This window comes from Kitasatospora sp. NPDC056651 (assembly GCF_042792155.1).
Lineage (GTDB): Bacteria > Actinomycetota > Actinomycetes > Streptomycetales > Streptomycetaceae > Kitasatospora.
Map to the genome: position 1 here is coordinate 1 of NZ_JBHTWX010000118.1, position 23,248 is coordinate 23,248.

Below are 23,248 nucleotides of genomic sequence, written 5' to 3' on the forward strand. Positions count from 1 at the left end.
GGGGGGGCCGGGGTCGGGGGGGCGGGGCCCCCGCCGTTCTCATGGAGCCGTCAGCGCATCGAACCGGTGCGCAGCAGGGTGCGGATGACGCGCATCGCGACCGAGAGGCTGGACAGCTCGTACTTGTCCGAACCCCTTATGTCGTCGAGGGTGGTCTTGGCGCGGTTCAGCAGGGTCGAGTTGAGCTCGGCCCAGGCGGTGTACCGCTCCTCCGGGGTGGCGCCCTCGGGGCCGCAGGCCAGGATGTCGGCGGTCAGCGCCGCGTGCGCCGCGAAGAGGTCCTCGCGGATCGCGGCCCGGGCCATCGACGACCAGCGGTCGGTGCGGGGCAGCTCGATGATGCGGTCGAGCAGGTGCGAGATCTGGAGCCGGTCGCCCAGGTCGTAGTAGAGGTCGGTGACCTCGGCGACGTCCTTGCCGGAACGGTCGGCGACCTCGGCGATGTCCAGGGTCGGGAAGACCGAGGAGAGGCCGGCGATCCGGGTGGCCAGCGCGTCCGGCACCCCGGCCGAGGCGAGCTCCTCGTACACCGACTCGAACCAGGCCAGGTCGTCGCCGCGCAGCGGCTTGGGCAGCGAGGCCCAGACCTGGTTGACCCGGTCGTGGAAGAACTCGATGGTGCCGGCGATGTCGAGCGGCTGGCGGCGGTTGTTGAGCATCCACCGGGTGGCGCGCTCGACCAGGCGCCGCGAGTGCAGGCGCATCTTGGTCTGCACCCGGGCCGGGACCTTGTTGTCCAGGTCCTCGATCTCGGCCCAGATCGGCTCCAGGTCGAAGACGGCCCGCGCGGCGGTGTGCGTCCGGGCGATCTCCTCGTAGGTCGCGCCGGTCTCCTCCTTCAGGCGGAAGGCGAAGGTGCAGCCACCGCGGTTGATCGTGTCGTTCACGATCAGCGTGGTGATGATCTCGCGGCGCAGCGCGTGGCTGTCGATCGCGTCGGCGAACTTCGACCGCAGCGCGGTCGGGAAGTACTCGTGCAGCGAGGCGCGGAAGTACGGGTCGTCCGGCAGCTCGGTGGCGAGCAGCTCCTCGGCCAGGATGATCTTGGTGTACGCGAGCAGGACGGCCATCTCGGGCTGCGAGAGGCCCCGGCCGTTCTGCTGGCGGTCCCGGATCTGGCGCTCGGCGGGCAGGAACTCCAGCCCGCGGTCGAGCCGGCCGGCCGACTCGAACCGGTTGATCATCCGGGCGTGGACGTTGACCATGCTGTGCGCCTGGGAGACGGCGTTGGCCAGCACCACGTTCTGCGCGTAGTTGTTGCGCAGCACCAGGTGGCCGACCTCGTCGGTCATCTCGGCCAGCAGGGCGTTGCGCTGCTTGACCGTCATGTCGCCCTCGGTGACGACCTGGTTGAGCAGGATCTTGATGTTGACCTCGTGGTCCGAGGTGTCCACACCGGCGGAGTTGTCGATCGCGTCGGTGTCGATCCAGCCGCCGGTGCCCTCGGGGCCTCCGGTGGCCGCGTACTCGATGCGGCCGAGCTGGGTGCAGCCGAGGTTGCCGCCCTCACCGATGACCCGGGCCCGGATCTGCTCGCCGTTGACGCGGATGGCGTCGTTGGACTTGTCGCCGACCTCGGCGTTGGTCTCGGTGGAGGCCTTGACGTAGGTGCCGATGCCGCCGTTCCAGAACAGGTCGACCGGCGCCTGGAGCACGGCCCGCATCAGCTCGGCCGGGGTCAGCCTGGTCGCCTCGACGCCCAGCACGGCCCGGACCTGCGGGGTCAGCTGGATCGACTTGGCGCTGCGCGGGAAGACCCCGCCGCCGGCCGAGATCAGCGACTTGTCGTAGTCGTCCCAGGAGCTGCGCGGCAGCTCGAAGAGGCGGCGGCGCTCGGCGTGCGAGACGGCCGCGTCCGGGTTCGGGTCGAGGAAGATGTGGCGGTGGTCGAAGGCGGCGACCAGGCGGATGTGCTCGCTGAGCAGCATGCCGTTGCCGAAGACGTCGCCGGACATGTCGCCGATGCCGATGACGGTGAAGTCCTCGGTCTGGGTGTCGACGCCGAGCTCGCGGAAGTTGCGCTTGACCGACTCCCAGGCACCGCGGGCGGTGATGCCCATGCCCTTGTGGTCGTAGCCGGCCGAGCCGCCGGAGGCGAACGCGTCGCCCAGCCAGAAGCCGTAGGACTCGGCGACGCCGTTGGCGATGTCGGAGAAGGTCGCGGTGCCCTTGTCGGCGGCGACGACCAGGTAGGTGTCGTCCTCGTCGTGGCGGACCACGTCGGCCGGGTGCACGACCTCGCCGCCGACCAGGTTGTCGGTGATGTCCAGCAGCGCCGAGATGAAGGTCTTGTACGAGGCGACGCCCTCGGCCAGCCAGGCGTCACGGTCCACCGACGGGTCCGGCAGCTGCTTGGCGACGAAGCCGCCCTTGGCGCCGACCGGGACGATGACGGTGTTCTTGACCATCTGCGCCTTGACCAGGCCCAGGATCTCGGTGCGGAAGTCCTCGCGCCGGTCGGACCAGCGCAGACCGCCGCGGGCGACCTTGCCGAAGCGCAGGTGCACACCCTCGACCTGCGGCGAGTAGACCCAGATCTCGAACGCCGGACGCGGGGCCGGCAGGTCCGGGATGGCCTTCGGGTCGAACTTCATCGACACGTAGGAGTGCCACTCGCCGGAGGCGGTGTGCTGGAAGAAGTTGGTCCGCAGCGTGGCCTTGATGAGGTTCAGGAAGGAGCGCAGGATGCGGTCCTCGTCCAGCGACACGACCTCGTCGAGGGCGCCGGACAGCTCCTCCAGGATGCCCTCGGTCAGCTCCAGGGCTCCCGAGCGGTGGCTCGGGCTCAGCCGGGCCTCGAACAGGTTGACCAGCAGGCGGGTGGTGTGGGTGTTGTTGCGGAGCGCGTCCTCCATGTAGTCCTGGGAGAACGTGGAGCCCGCCTGGCGCAGGTACTTGGCGTACGCGCGCAGCATCATCGCCTGGCGCCAGGTCAGCCCGGCGGTCAGCACCAGCTCGTTGAAGCCGTCGTTCTCGGCCTTGCCGGTCCAGGTGGCGGCGAAGGTCTCCTGGAAGCGCTCGCGGGCCTCGTCGGTGAGCTCGGTGGCCTCGCGCAGCTTCAAGCCGAAGTCGTAGACCCACGCGGTGCTGCCGTCGGAGCGGCGCAGCGCGTACGGGTGCTCGTCCAGCACCTCGACGCCCAGGCGCTGGAGCACCGGCAGGACCTCGGTGAGCGAGATCGGGCCGCCGACGCGGTAGATCTTGAAGCGGCGCTCGTCGTCGCCGGCGCCGACCGGCTGGTACAGGTTCAGGCGGAAGTCGCCCTCGCCGTGCAGCGACTCGATCTGCTTGATGTCGGCGACGGCGGTGCGCGGCGGGAAGTCGGCGCGGTAGCCGTCGGGGAAGGCGTTGGCGTACTTGTGGCCGAGCTCGGCGGCCCGCTCCTCGCCCAGCTCGGTGTGCAGCTGGTCGTGGAAGCCGTCCATCCAGAACCGGGCGGCCTCGGCCAGCCGGTTCTCGATCCGCTCGATGTCCGTGTCGGTGAGCTTCGGCAGCTCGGTGCCCGGGGCGACCCGGACCACGAAGTGCAGGCGGGTCAGCACCGACTCGGTGGCGTACACCGTGTAGTCGATGGTGGCGCCGTTCAGCTCGGCCTTGAGGATGTCGGTGATCAGCAGCCGGATGCGCGTGGTGTAGCGGTCGCGCGGCAGGTAGATGAAGGCCGAGAAGTAGCGGCCGTACTCGTCCTGGCGCAGGAACAGCCGCAGCTTGCGGCGCTCCTGGAGGTAGAGCACGCTCGTCGCGATGGAGAGCAGCTCGGAGGCCGGGGTCTGGAAGATCTCGTCCCGCGGGAAGGTCTCCATGATCTGGAGCAGGTCGCGGCCGTCGTGGCTGTCGCTGGAGAAGCCGGACTCCTCCAGCACCGCCTGGACCTTGCGGCGCACGACCGGGATGCGGGTGACCGACTCGGTGTACGCGGCGGAGGAGAACAGGCCGAGGAAGCGGCGCTCGCCGATCGGCTCGCCGGCGGCGTTGAACTTCTTCACGCCGACGTAGTCCAGGTAGGCCGGGCGGTGCACGGTGGAACGGCTGTTGGCCTTGGTCAGGACGAGCAGCTTCTTCTCGTGGGCCTTGGCGCGGACCGGCGCGGAGAGCCGGCCGAAGGCCTCGCTGACCGCGTGGTGGGCGTCGTCGTGGCCGTGCGGGTCGGAGCGCAGGATGCCGAGGCCGGTCCCGGCGACGGCCTTGAGGACCTCCTCGCCCTCGTGCTCGACCAGGTCGTACTCGCGGTAGCCGAGGAAGGTGAAGTGGTCGTCGGCGAGCCAGCGCATCAGCTCCCAGGCCTCGCCGACCTCCTGCTCGGGCAGGCCGGCCGGGGGCTCCTCGGCCAGCTCGTCGGCCAGGCGCAGCGCGCTCTCGCGCATCTTGCCCCAGTCCTCGACGACCTCGCGGACGTCGCCGAGCACCCGGCGCAGGTCCGACTCGATGGCGCGCAGGTCCTCACGGTCGGTCTCGCGGTCGATCTCGATGTGCATCCAGGACTCGACGGTCGCGTCGGCCGGCCATTCGGCGCCGGCGGCCTGGCTGCGCGAGCAGGCGTCGATGTCCAGGATCTCCAGCAGCTTGCCGGTGATGTCACGGCGGACCAGCAGCTGGGGGTGGATCACGATGTGGATCGCGCGGTCCTGGCGGGACAGCTCGTTGGTGACGGAGTCGACCAGGAAGGGCATGTCGTCGGTGACGACCTCGACCACGGTGTGGCCGCAGGACCAGCCGTTCTCCTCGACCGAGGGGGTGTGGACCCGCACCTCGGCGGTGCCCTGCGGGCGCTTGAGGCCCAGGCGGTAGTGGGAGGCGGCCGCGCCGTAGACGTCGACCGGGTCGCGGTCGACCAGGTCCTCGGGCGCGGTGTGCAGGTAGTAGTGGTGCAGGTACGCGGTCAGAGCGCCGTTGCTCAGACCCTCTCCCGGCGCCGCTCCCCCCACCTGGCTGTTCTCAGCGGCTGCGGCTGCCTTCTTGAGCAGCTCGGCCTTGGCTGCGTCCAGCTTGGTCTGCATGACTTCTTGACTCCTGTCGCGCGCCGTTGCGTGACTCGGTGGTGTGTGGATGTACACCGACGGGTCACCGCAATCCTGCCGCACCATCCGACTGAAAGGGGCTCATGACGACGCATGAAATGTCCTCCCAGCGGGTAGGACGACACGTTCGCCCTGCAAGCCACCCGACGACGCCAGCCAGCCTAACCGGATCAATCGAAGGTGCACAGGGACAGCGAGGCGCAAAGTCGCAGTAAGTCAGGTCCGTCCTGGACAGCATGTCCAAACCGGAGCCCGATGTTCACTCTCAGCCCAGATGCGGGTATCCGTGGTGGGTCGGCGGGACGAAGGTCTCCTTGATCGACCGGGCCGAGGTCCAGCGCAGCAGGTTCTGGGCGGCGCCGGCCTTGTCGTTGGTGCCGGAGGCCCGGCCGCCGCCGAAGGGCTGCTGGCCGACGACCGCGCCGGTGGGCTTGTCGTTGATGTAGAAGTTCCCGGCGGTGAAGCGCAGCGCCTCGACGGCCTGGGCGATGGCGTAGCGATCCTGCGCGATCACCGAGCCGGTCAGGCCGTACGGGGCGCCCTCGTCGACCCGGCGGAGCACGTCGTCCCAGCGGGAGTCCTCGTAGACGTGGACGGCGAGGATCGGGCCGAAGTACTCCGTCCGGAAGATCTCGCCCCGGTGGTCGGAGGAGACCAGGACGGTCGGCCGGACGAACCATCCGATCGCGTCGTCGTACTGTCCGCCGGCCACCAGTTCGATCGTCGGGTCCGCCTTCGCGCGGTCGATGGCCTCCCGGTTCTTCTCGAAGGCGCGCCGGTCGATCAGGGCGCCCATGAAGTTGGACAGGTCGGTCACGTCGCCCACCGCGAGCGCGTCCACCTGGGCCACGAAGTCGTCCTTGATCTTCAGCCAGAGGCTGCGCGGCAGGTAGGCGCGGGAGAGCGCCGAGCACTTCTGGCCCTGGTACTCGAAGGCGCCGCGGATCAGCGCGGTCCGCAGGATCTCCGGGTCGGCCGAGCGGTGGGCCAGCAGGAAGTCCTTGCCGCCGGTCTCCCCGACGATCCTCGGGTACGCGCGGTAACCCCCGATGTTGGCGCCGATGGTCTGCCACAGGGACTGGAAGGTCGCGGTCGAGCCGGTGAAGTGCAGCCCGGCGAGCGCCGGGTCGGCCAGCGCGACCGGGGAGACCTGGAGACCGTCACCGGTCACCAGGTTGATCACCCCGGGCGGCAGCCCCGCCGCCTCCAGCAGCCGCATCAGGTGGTACGCGGCCAGGGTCTGGGTCGGCGCGGGCTTCCAGACCACAGTGTTGCCCATCAGCGCGGGGGCGGTCGGCAGGTTGCCGGCGATCGCGGTGAAGTTGAACGGGGTGACCGCGTAGACGAAACCTTCCAGCGGGCGGTGGTCGGTGCGGTTCCACACCCCCGGCGAGGAGATCGGCTGGTCGGCCAGGATCTGCCGGGCGAACCCGACGTTGAACCGCCAGAAGTCGATCAGCTCGCAGGCGGAGTCGATCTCGGCCTGCTGCACGGTCTTGGACTGGCCGAGCATGGTGGCCGCGTTGAGCGTCTCCCGCCAGGGGCCGGACAGCAGGTCGGCGGCGCGCAGGAAGACCGCCGCGCGGTCGTCGAAGGAGAGCGAGCGCCACTGCCGACCGGCGGCCAGCGCCGCGTTCACCGCCGCCCGGGCGTCCTCCCGGGTCGCGTTGCCGAGCACGCCGAGCTTGGCGGCGTGGTGGTGCGGCTGGACGACCTCGATCCGCTCGCCGCCGCCGAAGCGCTGCTCACCGCCGATGGTCATCGGCAGCGGGACCTGCTCGGCCGCCAGCTCGTCCAGCCGCCGCACCAGCCGCTCCCGCTCCGGACTGCCGGGCGCGTACGACCGCACCGGCTCGTTGACCGGGGTCGGCACCTCGGTGACTGCGTCGATGGGCATGGCGGGCTCCGTCCTGGCGGCTGGTCGGCTGTGCCACCAGCCTGACCAGCCGGGGCGCGATCCGCCCGTTCAGACACGCGGACGGGGGGCGTGGGGGCCGCCCGCGGCCGCCGCCCACCGCCCGGGCCGGGGGGGCCGGCCACGCGCCGGGGGGCCCGCCCGACCCCCCCGGGGCGGGGGCGGGGGCCGCCCCCCCCGTCCCCCCACTCCCGGCCGGGCCCGGGGGCTCAGCCGACGAGCCGGCCGGCCAGCTCGACCGCCTCGGACAGGCTGTCCACCACCGGGACGCCGACCGGCTCCAGCTTCTCCCGGGTGTGCGAACCACCGGTGTAGAGCACCGCGTGGGCGCCCGCGTCCAGCGCCGCCAGCGCGTCGTCCGCGGCGTCGCCGATCAGCACCGTGCGGGCCGGGTCGACCCGCTCGCCGAGCGCGGCCAGGTGCCGGGTCAGGTGCTCCGCCTTCTTCCCGCCGGACGGGCCGCTGCGGCCGTCCACCCGCAGGAAGCTGCCGGCCAGGCCGAAGGCGTCGACCAGCGGGACCAGCCGGTCGTGGTCGTACATCGACAGCAGCGACTGGCTGTGCCCGGCCGACTGCCAGCCCGCCAACAGGTCCCGCGCGCCCTCGGTCAGCCCGCAGGCCGGGCTGAGCTCGCGGTAGCGGACGTGGAAGGCGTCGTCGAGGTCCAGCCACTCCTGCGCGGAGGGCATCCGCCCGAGCAGCCGCTCGTAGAAGCGGGGGATCGGGATCTCGTACTGCTCCCGGTACTGCTGCAGGGTCATCGGGCCGACGCCGATGGTCGCGAACGCGGCGTTGCTCGCCCCGAGCACCGCCTCCATGTCATGGAAGAGGGTGCCGTTCCAGTCCCAAACGATGTGAGTGCGCACGGGGCGAAACGGTAACCCGGACGGGCGACACGCCGGTAGGGCGGAACTCACGCCGGCGGGCTCACGCGAACAGCGCGGGGATCTCCTGGGTCGCGTACCAGAGCAGGTCGTGGTCCTCGGCTCCGTCCACGGTGAACTGGGCGTCCTGGTCGCCCGCGTCGGCCGCGGCCACCGCCGCCACCGCCGCCGCGACGTCCGTGACCACCTCGTCGTCGGCCACGTCGGCGTGCACCGCGGCGGCCTTGGCCAGCCGCACCGGGCCGGCCAGCACCACCCGGCCGAGCGAGGCCTGGTCCTGGTACTCGTCGCCGGGGAACGGGCGCACCGACGCGTCGGCCACGTCCAGCGCCACCACGACCCGGCGGCGCGGGGCGTCCGGGTCGCCGGCCAGCAGCCGCAGCGAGGACTGGGCGGCCCGGTTCAGCGCCGCGTACTCCAGCTCCTCCAGGTCGTCGCTGACGTACCACTCGCGAAGCGCGGGCGTCACGGCGTACGCGGCGGACTGCTCCAGGGCGCCGCCCTCGTGCGCCGCCGCCAGGCCGGTCAGGGTGGTGGGCACGTACACGCGCATCGGTGGCACTCTCCGGTTCGTCCAGCGGGGTTCGTCCAGCGGCACAGCTTCTCCAGCGCCCCAAGAATAAGCGCCGCCGGGCCGCCCGCGATCACCCTCGGTGCGGGCGGGCCCGCCCACCGCCGGGGCGCGCCCGGCCGGTACGGCGCGGGGCGCCGGCCGGGCACCGCCACCCGGTCCGCCCAGCCGGAACGTCCCCTTTCGGGCCCCGCGGCCCGTCCCCGCCCGTCAACCCGGCGCCGGGGAACGACCCGCCCGGCCCGTCGCCGCACTGGCCGGTTCCCCCGGATAGGTGAAACCGGAGGCCTGCCCAGGCCGGGCCGAAACCCCGTTGCCGCCCCACCCGGGGCGCCCCCAACCTTGGGCCCGTCAGCCCCGTCCGTACCCGCACCACCCAGCCGAGGAGCACCCGTGACCACCCCGTTCAGCGACCACCTGACCACCCGGCTCACCGCCCGCCCGCACCGCCGCCCGCGCGCCGGCGGCGGCTGCGACCCGGCGGGGCGCCGACCGCGCCACCCGCGCGCCGCCTGCGCCGGCGCCTCCTCCCCCGGCCCTGGCCCCGCCCCCGGGGCGCTGGCCTCCCGGTTCGCCCGCCAGCTGGTCGAGGTGCTCACCGGCGCACGGCCCTCCGGCCAGCTGATGCGGCACACCAGCCTGGACGGCTACGGGCAGCTCGCCTCACTGGTCCGCACGGGCGCGCTGCGCCGCGGCGGCGCCGACCGGCCCCGGCTCGGCCCGGTGCACGACCGCTCGCCCTCGCCGGACGCCGTCGAGGCCTGCGTGCGGGTCGACCTCGGCCGGCGGCACCACGTGGTGGCCTTCCGGCTGGAGCAGCGCGGCCCGGCCGGACAGTGGCAGTGCACCGCCGTGGAGGCCCGGTGAACGCCCTGTCCGACCCCCGGCGGTACCGAACGGCGCAGGGCGCCGTCCCGGTCCGGGAACGGCGCCCTGCGCGGCGTCCTGCGTGTCGGCACGCCCTGCGTCCGGCGCCTCGCCCGGGCGGTGTGCCCGGGCCCGGCGCCGCGACCGGCTCAGGCCTTGCGGCGGCGGCCCTTGGCCGACTTGGCGGCCTTGCGGCGCTCGGCGCGGGTCAGCCCGTCGCCCTCGTCCTCCGGCGCGAGGTCCTCGAAGTCACCCTCGATCACACCGCCGCCGACCTCGTCCGAGGGGGCCGTGTAGTGCAGCCGCTGCGGCTTCGGGGCCTCCAGGCCCTTGGCCTTGATCTCCGGGCGGGCGGCGTCCTTCTCCAGCTTGTCGAGCACCACCTGGGCGTCCTCGACCGGGACCTCCTCGACCTGCTGCTCGACCTGGACCTCCAGGTTGAACAGGTAGCCGACGGACTCCTCCTTGATGCCCTCCATCATCGCGGTGAACATGTCGAAGCCCTCGCGCTGGTACTCGATCAGCGGGTCGCGCTGCGCCATGGCCCGCAGGCCGATGCCCTCCTGGAGGTAGTCCATCTCGTAGAGGTGCTCGCGCCAGCGGCGGTCCAGCACCGACAGCACGACCCGGCGCTCCAGCTCACGCATGATCTCCGCGCCGAGCTGGTCCTCACGGGCGCCGTACTGGCCCTGGATGTCCTCCTGGACGGACTTGATCAGGAACTCGGGGGTCATCCCGGCCTGGCCGCCGGCCTCCTCCTCCAGCTCCTCCAGGTCCAGGGCGACCGGGTAGAGCTGCTTGAGCGCCGTCCAGAGCTTGTCCAGGTCCCAGTCGTCCTCGAAGCCCTCGCCGGTGGCGGCCCGGACGTACGCCTCGACGGTGTCGTCCATGAAGTGGCCGACCTGCTCCTGGAGGTCCTCGCCCTCCAGCACCCGGCGGCGCTCGCCGTAGATGACCTCGCGCTGGCGGTTGAGCACCTCGTCGTACTTGAGGACGTTCTTGCGGATCTCGAAGTTCTGCTGCTCGACCTGGGTCTGCGCGGAGGCGATGGCACGGGTGACCATCTTGGACTCGATCGGCACGTCCTCGGGCACGTTCGCCATCGAGAGCACGCGCTCGACCATGCCGGCCTTGAACAGGCGCATCAGGTCGTCGCCCAGCGACAGGTAGAAGCGGGACTCGCCCGGGTCGCCCTGACGGCCGGAGCGGCCGCGCAGCTGGTTGTCGATGCGGCGCGACTCGTGCCGCTCGGTGCCGAGCACGTAGAGGCCGCCGGCCTCCTTGACCTCGTCCTGCTCGGCCTTCACCGAGGCCTTGGCCTTCTCCAGCGCGGTCGGGAACGCGGCCTCGTACTCCTCCGGGGTGTCCGTCGGGGTCAGCCCGCGCTGCGCCAGCTCGGCGGCGGCCAGGTGGTCGGCGTTGCCGCCCAGCATGATGTCGGTGCCACGGCCGGCCATGTTGGTGGCGACGGTGACGGCGCCCTTGCGACCGGCCTGCGCGACGATCTGCGCCTCGCGCTCGTGGTGCTTGGCGTTCAGCACCTCGTGCGGGATGCCGCGCTTGCGCAGCTCCTGCGACAGGTACTCGGACTTCTCGACCGACACGGTGCCGACCAGCACCGGCTGGCCCTTCTCGTGCTTCTCGGCGATGTCCTCGACCACGGCGGCGAACTTGGCCGGCTCCGACTTGTAGATCAGGTCGGGCTGGTCGATGCGCAGCGGCGTCTTGTTGGTCGGGATCGGCACCACGCCGAGCTTGTAGATCTGGTGGAACTCGGCGGCCTCGGTGGTGCCGGTACCGGTCATGCCCGCGAGCTTGCCGTACAGACGGAAGAAGTTCTGCAGGGTGATGGTGGCCAGGGTCTGGTTCTCGTTCTGGACCTCCACCCCTTCCTTGGCCTCGATCGCCTGGTGCATGCCCTCGTTGTAGCGGCGGCCGGCCAGGATGCGGCCGGTGTGCTCGTCGACGATCATGACCTCGCCGTTCATCACGACGTAGTCCTTGTCCGCCTTGTACAGCTCCTTCGCCTTGATGGCGTTGTTCAGGAAGCCGACCAGCGGGGTGTTCACCGACTCGTAGAGGTTGTCGATGCCCAGGTAGTCCTCGACCCGGGTGACACCCTCCTCCAGGATGCCGACCGTGCGCTTCTTCTCGTCGACCTCGTAGTCGCGGTCGATCTTCAGGCGCAGCACCAGCTTGGCGAAGTCGGCGTACCACTTGGTCGCCTGGTCGGCCGGGCCGGAGATGATCAGCGGGGTGCGGGCCTCGTCGATCAGGATCGAGTCGACCTCGTCGACGACCGCGAAGTTGTGGCCGCGCTGGACGAGTTCGTCCTTCGACCAGGCCATGTTGTCGCGCAGGTAGTCGAAGCCGAACTCGTTGTTCGTGCCGTAGGTGATGTCCATCGCGTACTGGCGCTTGCGCTCGGCGGGCGTCATGCTGCCCAGGATCACGCCGACCTCGAGGCCGAGGAAGCGGTGCACCCGGCCCATCCACTCCGAGTCGCGCTCGGCGAGGTAGTCGTTGACGGTGATCAGGTGGACGCCCTTGCCGGTCAGCGCGTTCAGGTACGCGGGCAGGGTGCCGACGAGAGTCTTGCCCTCACCGGTGCGCATCTCGGCGACGTACCCGTGGTGCAGGGCCGCGCCACCCATCAGCTGGACGTCGTAGTGCCGCTGGCCGAGCACGCGCTTGGCCGCCTCACGGACGGTGGCGAACGCCTCGGGGAGGATGTCGTCCAGGGTCTCGCCGTCCACGAGCCGCTGCTTGTACTCGTCGGTCAGTGCGCGCAGCTCGGCGTCGGTGAGGTTGACGAAGTCCTCTTCGATGGAGTTGACCTGGGCAGCAATCCGCTGCAGCTTGCGAAGGATCTTGCCCTCGCCGGCGCGCAGGATCTTGTCGAAGACGGACACTTGAGCGGGCTCCTTGCCTGTATTGGCACTGGACGACTGCACGGCGGGTCCACCCCACCGCACGGGCCATCGTATGCGAGGAGTCCAACCCCCCGGGAGGTGCGTCAGCACGGTATTCCCGTGTCACCCGCCCGGGCACATGTCCCGATAGCACCGTCCACCATGACAAATCGGTCGGCGGGCCACGGAGTCGGGCGCATATTCGGATGCCCGTCCTCCCCCCTCGGCGGAATAATCCGTTCATGGACGAACCTCTCGCCGCCGAACTCCCCACGCTCACCACCGACCGGCTGCTGCTGCGCGCCCCGCGCGAGTCGGACATCGACGCCGTCCACGCCGCCTGCCAGGACCCGGAGATCCAGCGCTGGACGATCGTCCCCTCGCCGTACCGGCGCGAGGACGCGGAGTTCTTCGTGCGCGACCTCGCCCCCGAGGGACGGCGCACCGGGGCGAACCGGATCTGGTGCGTGTTCGAGCGCGGGTCCGGCGCGTTGGTCGGCTCCCAGGCGCTCGTCCTGCGCGCTCACGACCCGGGCTCGGCCGAGATCGGCTGGTGGGCCGTGAAGGAGTTCCGCGGCCGCGGCTACACCACCGAGGCCGCCCGCGCCGTCTCCCACTACGGCCTGCGCGGACTCGGCCTGCGCCGCCTGGAGTGGCAGGCGTACGTCGGCAACGGGGGCTCCCGCGCCGTCGCCGAGAAGGCCGGCTACCGCTTCGAGGGCACCCTGCGCTCGTACGCCGAGCAGCGCGGCACCTTCCACGACGCGTGGATCGCCTCGCTCCTGCCCGGCGACCTGGAGGACTGAACCCGGGGGCCCGGGCACCGCCCGGGGCCGCTGTCAGCGCCCCGGGCTACGCTCCCCGGCATGACCGCCGCTGCCGCCAGTCCCGCCCCCTCCGCAGGGCCCGCGCCCGTCGCCGTCCTCGGCGCGGACGACGCCCGCCGGATCGCCCTGCGCGCCCAGGGCCTGCTGGGCGCGCCGGACCGCCGGGCCGGGGTGCGCGGAGTGCTGCGCCACCTGGGCTCCGTCCAGTTGGACACCATCTCGGTGCTGGCCCGCTCCCACGAGCTGGTGCCGTACGCCCGTCTCGGCGCGGTCGGCCGCCCGGCCGTCGAGGCGGCCTACTGGGGCGGCGGCACCGGCTTCGAGTACTGGTCGCACGCGGCCTGCGTCCTGCCGATCGAGGAATGGCCGCTGTTCGCCTTCCGGCGCCGCCGCTACCGCGACCGCGGCCACCTCTGGGGCCACCAGGTCGCGCCCGAGACCTACCGCGCCGTGCTCGACAAACTGCGCGCCGAGGGGCCGTTGACCTCCACCGAGCTCGGCGGCGCCAAGAAGACCTCCGAGTGGTGGGACTGGTCCGACACCAAGATCGCGGTCGAGCGGGCGCTGGCCTTCGGCGACGTGGTCTGCACCGAGCGCCGGAGCTGGAAGCGGGTCTACGCGCTGGCCGAACAGGCGATCCCGGACGCCCTGTTCGGGCAGGACCGGTCGGACGAGGACTGCGTGCGCACCCTGGCCGCCCAGGCCGGAGCCGCCCTCGGCGTGGCCACCCGGGCCGACCTGCTGGACTACCACCGGCTGCGCGCCGAGCAGTTGGACCCGGTGCTCGCCGACTGCGGGCTCGTCCCGGTCGAGGTGGCCGGCTGGGGCCCGGACGGCGGCCCGGCCCGGGCCTGGGCCGATCCGGCCGCCCTCGCCACCGCCCCGCGCGGGCGCCACCGCACCACGCTGCTCTCGCCGTTCGACTCGCTGATCTGGGACCGCCCCCGCACCGAGCGGATCTTCGGCATGACGCACCGGCTGGAGGCCTACACGCCCAGGCACAAGCGGGTGCACGGCTACTTCGCGATGCCGCTGCTGGCCGGCGGCCGCCTGGTCGGCCGGGTCGACCCGGCCCGTGAGGGCCGCACCCTGGTCGCCCGGCAGGTCTCGCTGGAGGGCGGCCGGGGCGGCGGAACGCGGCACGTCGAGGCGCTGGCGACGGCGCTGCGCGAGGCGGCCGCCTGGGTCGGCTGCGAGGAGGTGCGGGTCGGGACGCTGCACGACGAACGGCTGCGCCCGGCCCTGGAGAAGCTGCTGGTGGACGGGTAAGTCCCGCCCGGCTCACCCTATTTCGAGGATCTTCTCCCGCATCGCGTACACCACCGCCTCCATCCTGGAGTGCAGCTGGAGCTTCTCCAGGATGTTGCGCACGTGGTTCTTCACGGTGTTCTCGCTGATGAACAGCTCCTTGGCGATCTCCCGGTTGTTCATGCCGGTCGCCACCAGCTTGAGCACCTCCAACTCCCGGTCGGTGAGCCGGGGTGCGGGCACCAGGTCCCGGTCGTCGGAGCGGCGCTGGATCATCGACTTGAACTCGGTGAGCAGCTTGGACGCCATCGACGGGCTGATCTGCGACTGGCCGTCGGCGACCGCGCGGATCGCGGTGGCGACCTCGTCGGTGGAGATCTCCTTGAGCAGGTAGCCGGTGGCCCCCGCTTTGATCGCCTCGTAGAGGTCGGCCTCCTCGTCGCTTATCGTCAACATGATGATCTTGGTGCTGGGTGCCACGTCCTTGATCGCCGTGCAGGCCTCGATCCCGCTGCGGCGCGGCATCCGGACGTCCATGAGAATGATGTCGGGCAGCAGGTCGGCGGCCTTCAGCACGGCCTCGGCGCCGTCCCCCGCCTCGCCGACGACCTTGATGTCCGGCTCCTCCGCGAGGACGATCTCCAGCCCCCGGCGGAACAGCGCGTGGTCGTCCACCACCAGCACACGGATCGGCTCACCCCGGCGCGGCTCGTACGCGGGCTCCTCCTCCGCCCCCGACGGCAGTCCTGGCCCGACCCCGGGCCCCAGCCCGAAGTGATCCCCCATCCGCTCCTCCCCCTTCGCGGGTAGTCGTGCGCCAATCATTCCACGCTCCGACACCACCACGGTCACCCTCCGATGCCGATTCCCCCGCATCGGGTGACCCCTCCCTCCGGGAGCGCGACGAGGTTCGGACCGCCCCGGGCCGAAACGCCGGTGACCCCGGCGGCCACGGCCGCCGGGGTCACCCCTCCATCACTGCCCGGACGGTCAGTCCTCGCCGTCGAACCCGTTGATCGCGCCGCCGGCCCCGCCACCCGACCCGGCCGAGAGGTCGGTCTGCAGGTGGATGACGCCGTAGTTGTAGCCGTGCCGACGGTAGACCACGCTCGGCAGGCCGCTGTCCTTCTCCACGAAGAGGTAGAAGTCGTGGCCGACCAGCTCCATCTCGTAGAGCGCCTGGTCCAACGCCATGGGGGCGGCCGGGTGGGTCTTCTCCCGGACCACCAGCGGGCCTTCGCCCTCCACTTCCAGGGATCCCATCATGGTCTTGCGGACGGCGCCGTTCGTCTCGCCCTCCGGCGCCGTCGTGTCCGGCAGCGCGGCCAGGGCCGCGGTCGCCGCGGCGACGCTGATCGGGGTGCGGCCGTTCGCGCCGCCCTTGTGCACCCGACGCCGGTCCGCGGACTTGCGCAACTGCGCGTCGAGCTTCGCCGAAGCCAGGTCGAGCGCCGCGTACGGGTCCGCCGCGGCGGCTTCGGCCCGGATCACGGGGCCACGGCTGCGGAGAGTGATCTCCACCCGATCGGAGCGGTCGGCCTGCCGCGGGTTGTGCTCCTTGGACACCTCGACGTCGAGGCTGATGGCCTTGGCGTCGAACTTCTGGACCTTCTCCAGCTTCTCGGCCACGTGCTCGCGGAACCTCTTGGGCACCTCGGTCTTGCGGCCCTTGACGACGATGTCCACGCAGAACTCCGATCCCTCGTGCTGACGCCGATCCGGGTGCTACCGGATCGGGCTGAGACCCAGCTGGACCAGCCCATCCACTGCCGACCCCCCGTCCCCACCGCCAGCGGCGGGAAACGACTGGCCCTCACCTCACTTCCTCCCCACCAGGGACGGTTGAAACCCCCTGGGCCTTATCGAACACCTCACACGGGTTTTTCGCCTCCTCAGGCGATAAGGAGGGTATGACCCGATATTGCGCTCGGGCGGTCAAGCTGGTGCACCCTGTCTACCCTCTCGCGGGTGAAGTATGGGTAAATACCTGGACAACGCCCCCCGTACGGCGCACTGTGTGCTCACTCTCCGTGCCTGCCGCCCGCCAGGAGCAGCCGTGCCGCCGTCCCCCTCCCCCGCCCGCCGGCCGTTCGTCCGCAGGCCGCTCGGCCACGCGCTGGCCGGACTGCTGGACGTCCTGCTGCCCGCCGACTGCGCGGGCTGCGGCAGCGAACGCGCCCAGCTCTGCCCGGACTGCCGGCACCTGCTGGCCGCCGCGCGCCCCGCGCCCACCCTGCTGCCCTGGACGCACGCCGCCGCGCCGTACACCGGCCCGGTCCGGCAGCTGCTGCTCGCGCACAAGGAGCGGGGCGCGCTGCGGCTGGCCGGCCCGCTCGGCGAGGCCCTCGGCCGGGCGGTGCGCTCCGCCCTGGGGACGCGGGCCGGGGCCGCGCCGCTGCTGCTGGTCCCGATGCCCTCGACACGCTCGGCCGTCCGCGCCCGGGGGCACGATCCGACGCTGCGGCTGGCCGGGGCGGCCGCCCGCTCGCTGCGCCGGGCCGGCCTGGACGTACGGGCGGCGCCACTGCTGCGGCACGCCCGGCCGGTCGCCGACCAGGCCGGGCTGAACGCCGCCGAGCGGCGCCGCAACCTGCACGGCGCGCTCACCGTGCTGCCGCGCGCCCGGGCGGGGCGGGCGGGCCTGGCGGGCCGTCACCCGGTGTTGGTGGACGACCTGGTGACCACCGGGGCCAGCCTCGCCGAGGCGGCCCGGGCGCTGGCCGACGCCGGGCTGCCGGCCCGGGCGGGCGCCACGGTCGCGGCGACGGCGCGCCCGGCCGGCTGAACCGGGCGGCCAACCGGCCCGGCCCCCGGGACGACCCGACGACCCGACGACCGGACGACCCGACGACCGGACGACCCGACGACCGGACGACCCGACGACCGGACGACCCGACGACCCCTCAGCCCGGGTAGAAGAACGAGCGGGGCTTGTCGATCAACTGGGCTTCCCGCCACTGGTTGCTGAGCAGCCGGTAGACCTTGGCGTCCGCCACCGCGAGCACCGGCGGCGCCTGGGTCAGCACGTCCCCGCGGGACTCCGAGGCCGAGACGGTCCGCATGCTCTCGCCGATCCCCAGCTGGGTGTCCGAACTCTGCGAGCCGTCGGTGCTGATGTAGTGCAGCTGCTGGGTCCGGTCGGCCTCCTTGCCGAGCACCAGCAACTGGTCGGTCTCCGCCCAGGACACCGAGGCGACGTCGGTGAGGGTGGGGGCCGCCCGGCGCAGCCCGGTGATCTTCGCGGTCGGCGCCTCCTTGGTGCCGCCGTGCACCACCAGGCCGAACATCAGCGAACTGGTGGCCACGCCCGGGGTCTTGACCACCAGGGCGATCCGGGCGCCGTCCGAGGCGATCTTGAGCGATTCCACGGTCTGCCCGGTCAGCCCCTCGACCGGCACGGCGTACGACTTGTTGCCGCGCACCATCACCACCCGCGGGTTCTGCTTGTTGCGGTCCACCACCCAGAGGTCGCCCCGCCCGTCCCAGCTGGGCGAGCCGAAGCCGTCCTCCTTGTCGCCGCCCTTGGCCGGCGAGCTGAGCACCGGCTCGCCGAGGGCGGCGCCGTCCGCCAGCGGCACCGAGTAGACCTGGTGGCCGTCCCCGCTGACCGCGGCGGCCGTGAGGCCGTCCCGGCTGACGGCGACGGTGCCGAGCGGCGGCGTGCCGTTCGGCTGCGGCTTGCCCAGGGCGCCGCGGACCGGGTCGCCGGTGCGGCCCTCGTCGGTCAGCATCATCAGCACGCCGTTGTCGGTGCGCTGGTAGTACTGCTGGGTGGAGGCGCGCCCGGCCAGCGCGCCGGGGCCGGTGGACGGCTGGTCGCTGCGGCTGGCCGTGCAGGAGCCGTGGCGCCCCTTCAGCTCCAGCCGTTCGACCTGGCCCTTGCCCTGGTCGGCGAGGGTGTAGAAGAGCTGGGTCGCCATCCGGCGGCAGGCCATCGGCTCGCCGACGTCCGCGCTGCCGAGCTGCACGTGGGCGACCCGGCTGTCGTCGATGGTCACCGACTCGACCGTGGCACCGGTCGGGAACGCCGTCCCGACCACCGGAGCGAGCCAGCTGGAGGGGCCCTTGACGAGCGCCCGGGCGGCCGAGATGAGCGGGTTTATCCGGCGCCGCAGGTAGATCGGGTCGGCGATCAGCACCTCCTGGCCGGTGTTCCCGGAGACCACCGCCGACGGGTCCGGCGCGGCGTAGAAGAACCGTTCGACCTGCCGGAAGCTGTTCCGGAAGTTGGTCTCGTTCATGATCACGCCGGGCGGGAGCTTGTCGATCCGCCACTCGCCGTTCTCCCGGACGAAGGTGAAGTCCGAGGAGACGTTGTTGTTCTGCCCGGCGACCAGCAGGTACGAGTGCTTGTCGTCGACGGTGGCGACCAGCTGCCCGCTCACCGCCGCCGAGACCTGGGTGTCCGCGGCGGTGATGTCCTGGCCGGCCGGGATCGTGGTCGCGGTGAGCACCTGGATCCCGGCGTCCGGGTTCCAGGTCGCGGCGGCACTCTCGGTGAGGTACTTGCGCGCCGTCTCGTAGCCCTCGTCGGCGGTCACCGCGTCCAGGAACCCGGTCAGCAGCTCGGTCGGCTTGGCGCCCCGGCCGGGCGCCACCGGGAAGACCCGGGCCTGGAGGTTCTTGTCGGCCGGGCCCTGGGACAGCTCCACCTTGGTGATGCCGCCGGAGTCGGGCATGGCCGCGCAGCCGCTCGCCACCAGGGTGCCGAGCAGCGCGCCGACCGCCGCGAGGAGCCGCGGCTCAGTCCTGTTGCTCGTCCTTCGCACGCTGCGACCCCTCCGCGTCCGTCGTCCCACCCATCGCGTCCGGCTCCGCCGTCCGCTGTGCCACCGACGGCCGTCCCGGCGTCGGGTCCACCATGACCTGGGCGCCGGTGGCCCCGTAGCCGCCCGCCGTCCACACGTCCGAAGGGTCCGCCCGCGGCCCCTCCGGCAGTCGGCGCCGGCTCAGCCCGGGGCCGATGTTCAGCACTCCGCCGAGCCCGCTGCCGAGGCTGTTGCCCGTGCCCTCCGGCGTCTCCGCGTGGTCGTCGACGACGGCGGCGGTCGCCGTCGAGCCGGCCGGACTGATCGCCCGCCGGTACGGCGTGCCCTGGGCCCCCAGGCCCCGGTTGTTGCGGGAGTCCTCCGGCTCCAGCCGGAACGGCGCCCGGGCGATCTCCCCGCCCCGGGTCCGCGGCAGGGTGAGCCGGAAGTGCGAGCCGCCGCCGGGCTCGCCCCAGGCCTGGAGCCATCCGCCGTGCAGGTGGGCGTCCTCGACCGCGATGGACAGGCCGAGGCCGGTGCCGCCGGTGGTCCGCACCCGGGACGGGTCGGCCCGCCAGAAGCGGTGGAACACCCGGGACGCCTCGCCCGGCTTGAGGCCGATGCCGTAGTCGCGCACGCCGACGGCGACCGCGCCGTCCGCGGAGCCCAGCCGGACCACCACGTCACGGCCCTCGCCGTGCTCCAGCGCGTTGACCACCAGGTTGCGCAGGATGCGCTCGATCCGGCGGGAATCCACCTCCGCCAGCACCGGCTCGCCGTCGCCGCGGATCACCACGGCGCTGCCCTTGGCCTCGGCGAGCGGTTCGGCGGCCTCCACCACCCGGCCGACGATCTCGCGCAGGTCGACCGGTTCGGCGTCCAGGATCGCGGCGCCGGCGTCGAAGCGACTGATCTCCAGCAGGTCGGCGAGCAGCGACTCGAAGCGGTCCAGCTGGCCCTGGAGCAGTTCGGCCGAGCGGGCCGCCATCGGGTCCAGGTCCTCGCGGCTGTCGTAGATGAGGTCGGCGGCCATCCGGACCGTGGTCAGCGGGGTGCGCAGCTCGTGCGAGACGTCCGAGACGAACCGCCGCTGCACCCGGGACAGCTCCTCCAGCTGCCGGATCTGCGCCTGGAGGGCGTTGGCCATCCGGTTGAAGGACTCCCCGAGGCGGGCGATGTCGTCCGTCCCGGTGATCTTCATCCGTTCTTCCAGGTGCCCGTCGGCGAGGCGCTCGGAGATCCCGGCGGCCATCCGGACCGGGGTGACCACCTGGCGCACCACGACCCAGGCGATGCCGCCCATCAGGATCACCACGAACACGCCGGCGGTCGCCAGGGTGCCGGTGACCAGGTTGAGGGTGTCGGTCTCCTGGCCGAAGGAGAACACGTAGAACAGCTGGTACGGCGTCCCGGCCGGGCCCGCGAACTGCATGCCGAGGGCCAGCCCGGGCTCGGACTTGACGCTGCTGTCGGGCGAGCGGTGGATCCGGGTCGGCTGCTCGAACATCTGGCCGGGCTCGGCGAGCAGCTTGGCCCGCAGGGTGTCCGGGATGCTGATCGGCTGGATGTCGCCGGAGTAGCGCGGTGCGAAACCGGCCGTGTCCGGGGCGACGGCGCCGGTGCCGGGGGCCATCGCGATCACCGAGTAGACCGTCTGCCCGCTCCCGGCCAGGTCGTTGACCTGCCGCAGCAGCCAGGTGCCGGTCTCGTCGACGGTCGGGTCGCCGGCGCCCCGCAGCCTCTGGTCCCGGGCCTCGTCGATCTTCTTCTGCTCGACCTGGAAACCGATCCGCGCCTGCGCGCGGGCGGCGTCCATCTTGCTGCCGAGCAGTCCGGTGCGCACCTGCGCCACCACGACCACGCCCAGCACCAGGACGACCGCGATGGACGCCAGCAGGGAGACCGCGACCACGCGCAGCTGGATCGACCGGCGGTAGAGCGCGGTCACCCGGTGCGCGGGGCGGCGCAGCTGACGCCGCACCAGTCCGACCGCGCGGGAAGGGCCGCGGCGGCGGGTGGTCGAGCTCAGCACGTCGCCGCGCACGGCGCCCGCCCCGTCGGTCGCGGAACCCGACGGGGTGTCGTCTGACCGCTCCGTCACGTCAGCTGGGTCCGGCCTTGTAGCCGACGCCGCGGACGGTCACCACGATCTCGGGGCGCTCTGGGTCCTTCTCGATCTTGGAACGCAGGCGCTGCACATGAACGTTGACCAGACGGGTGTCCGCCGCGTGGCGGTAGCCCCAGACCTGCTCCAGCAGCACCTCGCGGGTGAACACCTGCCAGGGCTTGCGGGCCAGCGCGACCAGCAGGTCGAACTCCAGCGGGGTCAGCGGGATGCCCCGGCCGTCCCGCTTCACCGAGTGGCCGGCCACGTCGATCACCAGGTCGCCGATGGTCAGCTGCTCGGGGGTGGGCTCCTCGGCACGGCGCAGCCGGGCACGCACCCGGGCCACCAGTTCCTTGGGCTTGAACGGCTTGGTGACGTAGTCGTCGGCACCCGACTCCAGGCCCACGACCACGTCGACCGTGTCGGTCTTCGCGGTCAGCATCACGATCGGGATGCCGGACTCCGCCCGGATCTGCCGACACACGTCGATGCCGTCCCGACCGGGCAGCATCAGGTCGAGCAGGACCAGGTCGGGCTTGGTCTCCCGGAACGCGGCTAGCGCCCTGTCCCCATCCGCGACGAAAAACGGCTCAAAACCCTCACCACGCAGCACGATACCGAGCATCTCGGCCAGTGCGGAGTCGTCATCAACGACGAGGACGCGTCCCTTCATGCGTCCATCTTCTCATTACCGGATTGTGACCTGCCGCACAGCAGTGCCAATGCTCCAGAACGGCCAACTCGCTCACTGGTGCATTCCGGCCATACCGGGCGAATGGACCCCGCCGGAGTGCCCGGGGACCCCTCGCGGAGCACCGCCCGCCCTACCGCGGACGACCGTTGCCGATCAGCAACCGGATCGCCGTGGGGCCGGTTTCCGGCCCCATGGCACGATGGGCGCTGCGCGCGGGCGGAAGATCCGCCCGCGGTCGCGCCCGTGACGCCCTCCGAGGAGCAGTGATGACCGACACCCCGGGCTGGGCCTCGCCCAGCTCGTCCGAGCCGCCCCGCGACGACGCCCGGCCGCCGGCCGCCGCGCCCGCCGCCGCGCCCGGACCGTCGGCACCACCGCAGTCCGCCCCCGGCCGGACCGGACCGGCCGACGCCCCCCAGTGGGGACAGCAATGGGGACAGCAGTGGGGGCAGCAACCGCCCGGCGGCCACCACCCGTACGGCTGGGGCGCCCCGGCGAGCCCCAAGCCCGGCGTCATCCCGCTGCGCCCGCTGAGCTTCGGCGAGCTGCTGGACGGCGGCGTCACCACCGTGCGCCGGCACTGGCGCACCGTGCTCGCGCTGTCACTCGGCATCGCCGTGCTCGCCCAGGCCGGCAGCGTCCTGGTCGACCTGCTGGTCAAGGGCAAGACCGGCGAGGCCACCCCGACCCTGCGGCTGCTGGCCGACATGCCGCTGCAACTGCTGCTCGGCGTGATCACCACCGCCCTGCTCACCGTCGTGGTCAGCCGCGCCGTCCTCGGCCGGTCCACGACCGCCAAGGAGGTCTGGAACGACGCCCGGCCCCGGATGGTCCAGCTGCTCGGGCTGACCGTGCTCACCGCCCTGATCGGCCCCGGCGTGGCACTGCTCGGCTTCGCCCCGCTGCTCGGCTACTCCGCCGGCGGCTCGGGCTCCCCCGCGATCGCCGGCCTGCTGGCCCTGGTCGGCCTGCTGACCGTGCCGGTCGCCCTCTGGCTCTACATGCGCTTCAGCCTCGCCGCCCCCGCCCTGATGCTGGAGAAGCAGGGCGTGCTGACCGCGCTGTCGCGCTCGCGGCGCCTGGTCCGCGGCGCCTGGTGGCGGGTCTTCGGCATCACCCTGCTGAGCCACGTGCTGGCGCTCGTCGCCACCGTGGTCATCGCGGTCCCGTTCCAGATCCTCGGCATGGCCCTCGGCTTCGAGAGCTTCGACTCCCAGGGTCTGCCGGACACCCTCGACCAGAGCACCGCCATGGTGATCCTCATGTCGGTCGCCGGGATCATCGCCGGCACCTTCACCACCCCGTTCACCGCCGCCGTCGGCGTGCTGGTCTACATCGACCAGCGGATCCGCCGCGAGGCCCTGGACATCGAGCTCGCCCGCGCGGCCGGACTGCCCGAGCACCACGGCACCGGCTGGGGCGGCCCGGGCGATCCGACCACGACGAGGCGCTGAGCC

Annotated in this window: 15 protein-coding genes; 5 read left to right on the forward strand and 10 right to left on the reverse strand. The window is 72.3% G+C overall.

Features of this window, described 5'->3' with window-relative positions; genetic code table 11:
• Positions 1 to 50 precede the first annotated feature (50 nt).
• The 4 genes from ACFRAR_RS32480 to ACFRAR_RS32495 form a co-directional block, all read right to left on the reverse strand.
• On the reverse strand, positions 51 to 4,997 hold the full coding sequence (locus ACFRAR_RS32480) for an NAD-glutamate dehydrogenase (RefSeq protein ID WP_380702787.1): 4,947 nt from the start codon (positions 4,995 to 4,997) through the stop codon (positions 51 to 53).
• 286 nt (positions 4,998 to 5,283) lie between these two features.
• Positions 5,284 to 6,909 carry an L-glutamate gamma-semialdehyde dehydrogenase gene (pruA, locus tag ACFRAR_RS32485; protein ID WP_380702825.1) on the reverse strand — a complete coding sequence of 542 codons (1,626 nt, stop codon included), beginning with the start codon at positions 6,907 to 6,909 and terminating at the stop codon, positions 5,284 to 5,286.
• A gap of 233 nt (positions 6,910 to 7,142) precedes the next feature.
• Complete coding sequence (locus tag ACFRAR_RS32490; protein WP_380702789.1) at positions 7,143 to 7,799, reverse strand: HAD family hydrolase; 657 nt, start codon at positions 7,797 to 7,799, stop codon at positions 7,143 to 7,145.
• 61 nt (positions 7,800 to 7,860) lie between these two features.
• Positions 7,861 to 8,370 (reverse strand): DUF6912 family protein, encoded by a 510-nt coding sequence (locus ACFRAR_RS32495; RefSeq protein WP_380702791.1) that lies wholly within the window; start codon positions 8,368 to 8,370, stop codon positions 7,861 to 7,863.
• 411 nt (positions 8,371 to 8,781) lie between these two features.
• Between ACFRAR_RS32495 and ACFRAR_RS32500 the strand changes: the two genes are divergently transcribed.
• Positions 8,782 to 9,255: an Rv3235 family protein gene (locus tag ACFRAR_RS32500; protein ID WP_380702793.1), complete on the forward strand. Its 474-nt coding sequence runs from the start codon at positions 8,782 to 8,784 to the stop codon at positions 9,253 to 9,255.
• A gap of 149 nt (positions 9,256 to 9,404) precedes the next feature.
• On the opposite strand, the gene secA is transcribed toward ACFRAR_RS32500, so the two are convergent.
• Complete coding sequence (gene secA, locus ACFRAR_RS32505; RefSeq protein ID WP_380702795.1) at positions 9,405 to 12,167, reverse strand: preprotein translocase subunit SecA; 2,763 nt, start codon at positions 12,165 to 12,167, stop codon at positions 9,405 to 9,407.
• Between the two features lie 242 nt (positions 12,168 to 12,409).
• Between secA and ACFRAR_RS32510 the strand changes: the two genes are divergently transcribed.
• Entirely contained in the window at positions 12,410 to 12,973 is a 564-nt protein-coding gene (locus ACFRAR_RS32510) for a GNAT family N-acetyltransferase (protein ID WP_380702798.1), read from the forward strand.
• Between the two features lie 60 nt (positions 12,974 to 13,033).
• Positions 13,034 to 14,263, forward strand: a complete 1,230-nt coding sequence (locus ACFRAR_RS32515; RefSeq protein ID WP_380702800.1) for a winged helix-turn-helix domain-containing protein — start codon at positions 13,034 to 13,036, stop codon at positions 14,261 to 14,263.
• A 12-nt stretch (positions 14,264 to 14,275) separates the two neighbouring features.
• On the opposite strand, the gene ACFRAR_RS32520 is transcribed toward ACFRAR_RS32515, so the two are convergent.
• Complete coding sequence (locus tag ACFRAR_RS32520; protein WP_380702802.1) at positions 14,276 to 15,028, reverse strand: response regulator; 753 nt, start codon at positions 15,026 to 15,028, stop codon at positions 14,276 to 14,278.
• A gap of 204 nt (positions 15,029 to 15,232) precedes the next feature.
• Positions 15,233 to 15,928: a ribosome hibernation-promoting factor, HPF/YfiA family gene (gene hpf / locus ACFRAR_RS32525; RefSeq protein ID WP_380702804.1), complete on the reverse strand. Its 696-nt coding sequence runs from the start codon at positions 15,926 to 15,928 to the stop codon at positions 15,233 to 15,235.
• A gap of 370 nt (positions 15,929 to 16,298) precedes the next feature.
• Here hpf and ACFRAR_RS32530 point away from each other — a divergent pair, with 370 nt between their 5' ends.
• Positions 16,299 to 17,027 carry a ComF family protein gene (locus tag ACFRAR_RS32530; RefSeq protein ID WP_380702806.1) on the forward strand — a complete coding sequence of 243 codons (729 nt, stop codon included), beginning with the start codon at positions 16,299 to 16,301 and terminating at the stop codon, positions 17,025 to 17,027.
• A gap of 118 nt (positions 17,028 to 17,145) precedes the next feature.
• Here ACFRAR_RS32530 and ACFRAR_RS32535 read toward each other — a convergent pair whose 3' ends face one another.
• The 3 genes from ACFRAR_RS32535 to mtrA are packed head-to-tail and all read right to left on the reverse strand — an operon-like array spanning position 17,146 to position 21,770.
• Positions 17,146 to 19,011 (reverse strand): LpqB family beta-propeller domain-containing protein, encoded by a 1,866-nt coding sequence (locus ACFRAR_RS32535; protein ID WP_380702808.1) that lies wholly within the window; start codon positions 19,009 to 19,011, stop codon positions 17,146 to 17,148.
• The gene (gene mtrB / locus ACFRAR_RS32540) at positions 18,986 to 21,091 is read right to left on the reverse strand and encodes an MtrAB system histidine kinase MtrB (RefSeq protein ID WP_380702810.1); all 2,106 of its coding nucleotides are present in this window, start codon (positions 21,089 to 21,091) and stop codon (positions 18,986 to 18,988) included. Before mtrB ends, ACFRAR_RS32535 begins: the two co-directional genes overlap by 26 nt.
• Before the next feature lies 1 nt (position 21,092).
• A complete protein-coding gene (gene mtrA / locus ACFRAR_RS32545) occupies positions 21,093 to 21,770 on the reverse strand; it encodes an MtrAB system response regulator MtrA (RefSeq protein WP_030247322.1) in 678 nt (225 codons plus the stop codon).
• Between the two features lie 287 nt (positions 21,771 to 22,057).
• On the opposite strand from mtrA, the gene ACFRAR_RS32550 reads away from it, so the two are divergent.
• Positions 22,058 to 23,245, forward strand: a complete 1,188-nt coding sequence (locus tag ACFRAR_RS32550; protein WP_380702813.1) for a hypothetical protein — start codon at positions 22,058 to 22,060, stop codon at positions 23,243 to 23,245.
• The last annotated feature ends 3 nt before the right edge of the window (positions 23,246 to 23,248 follow it).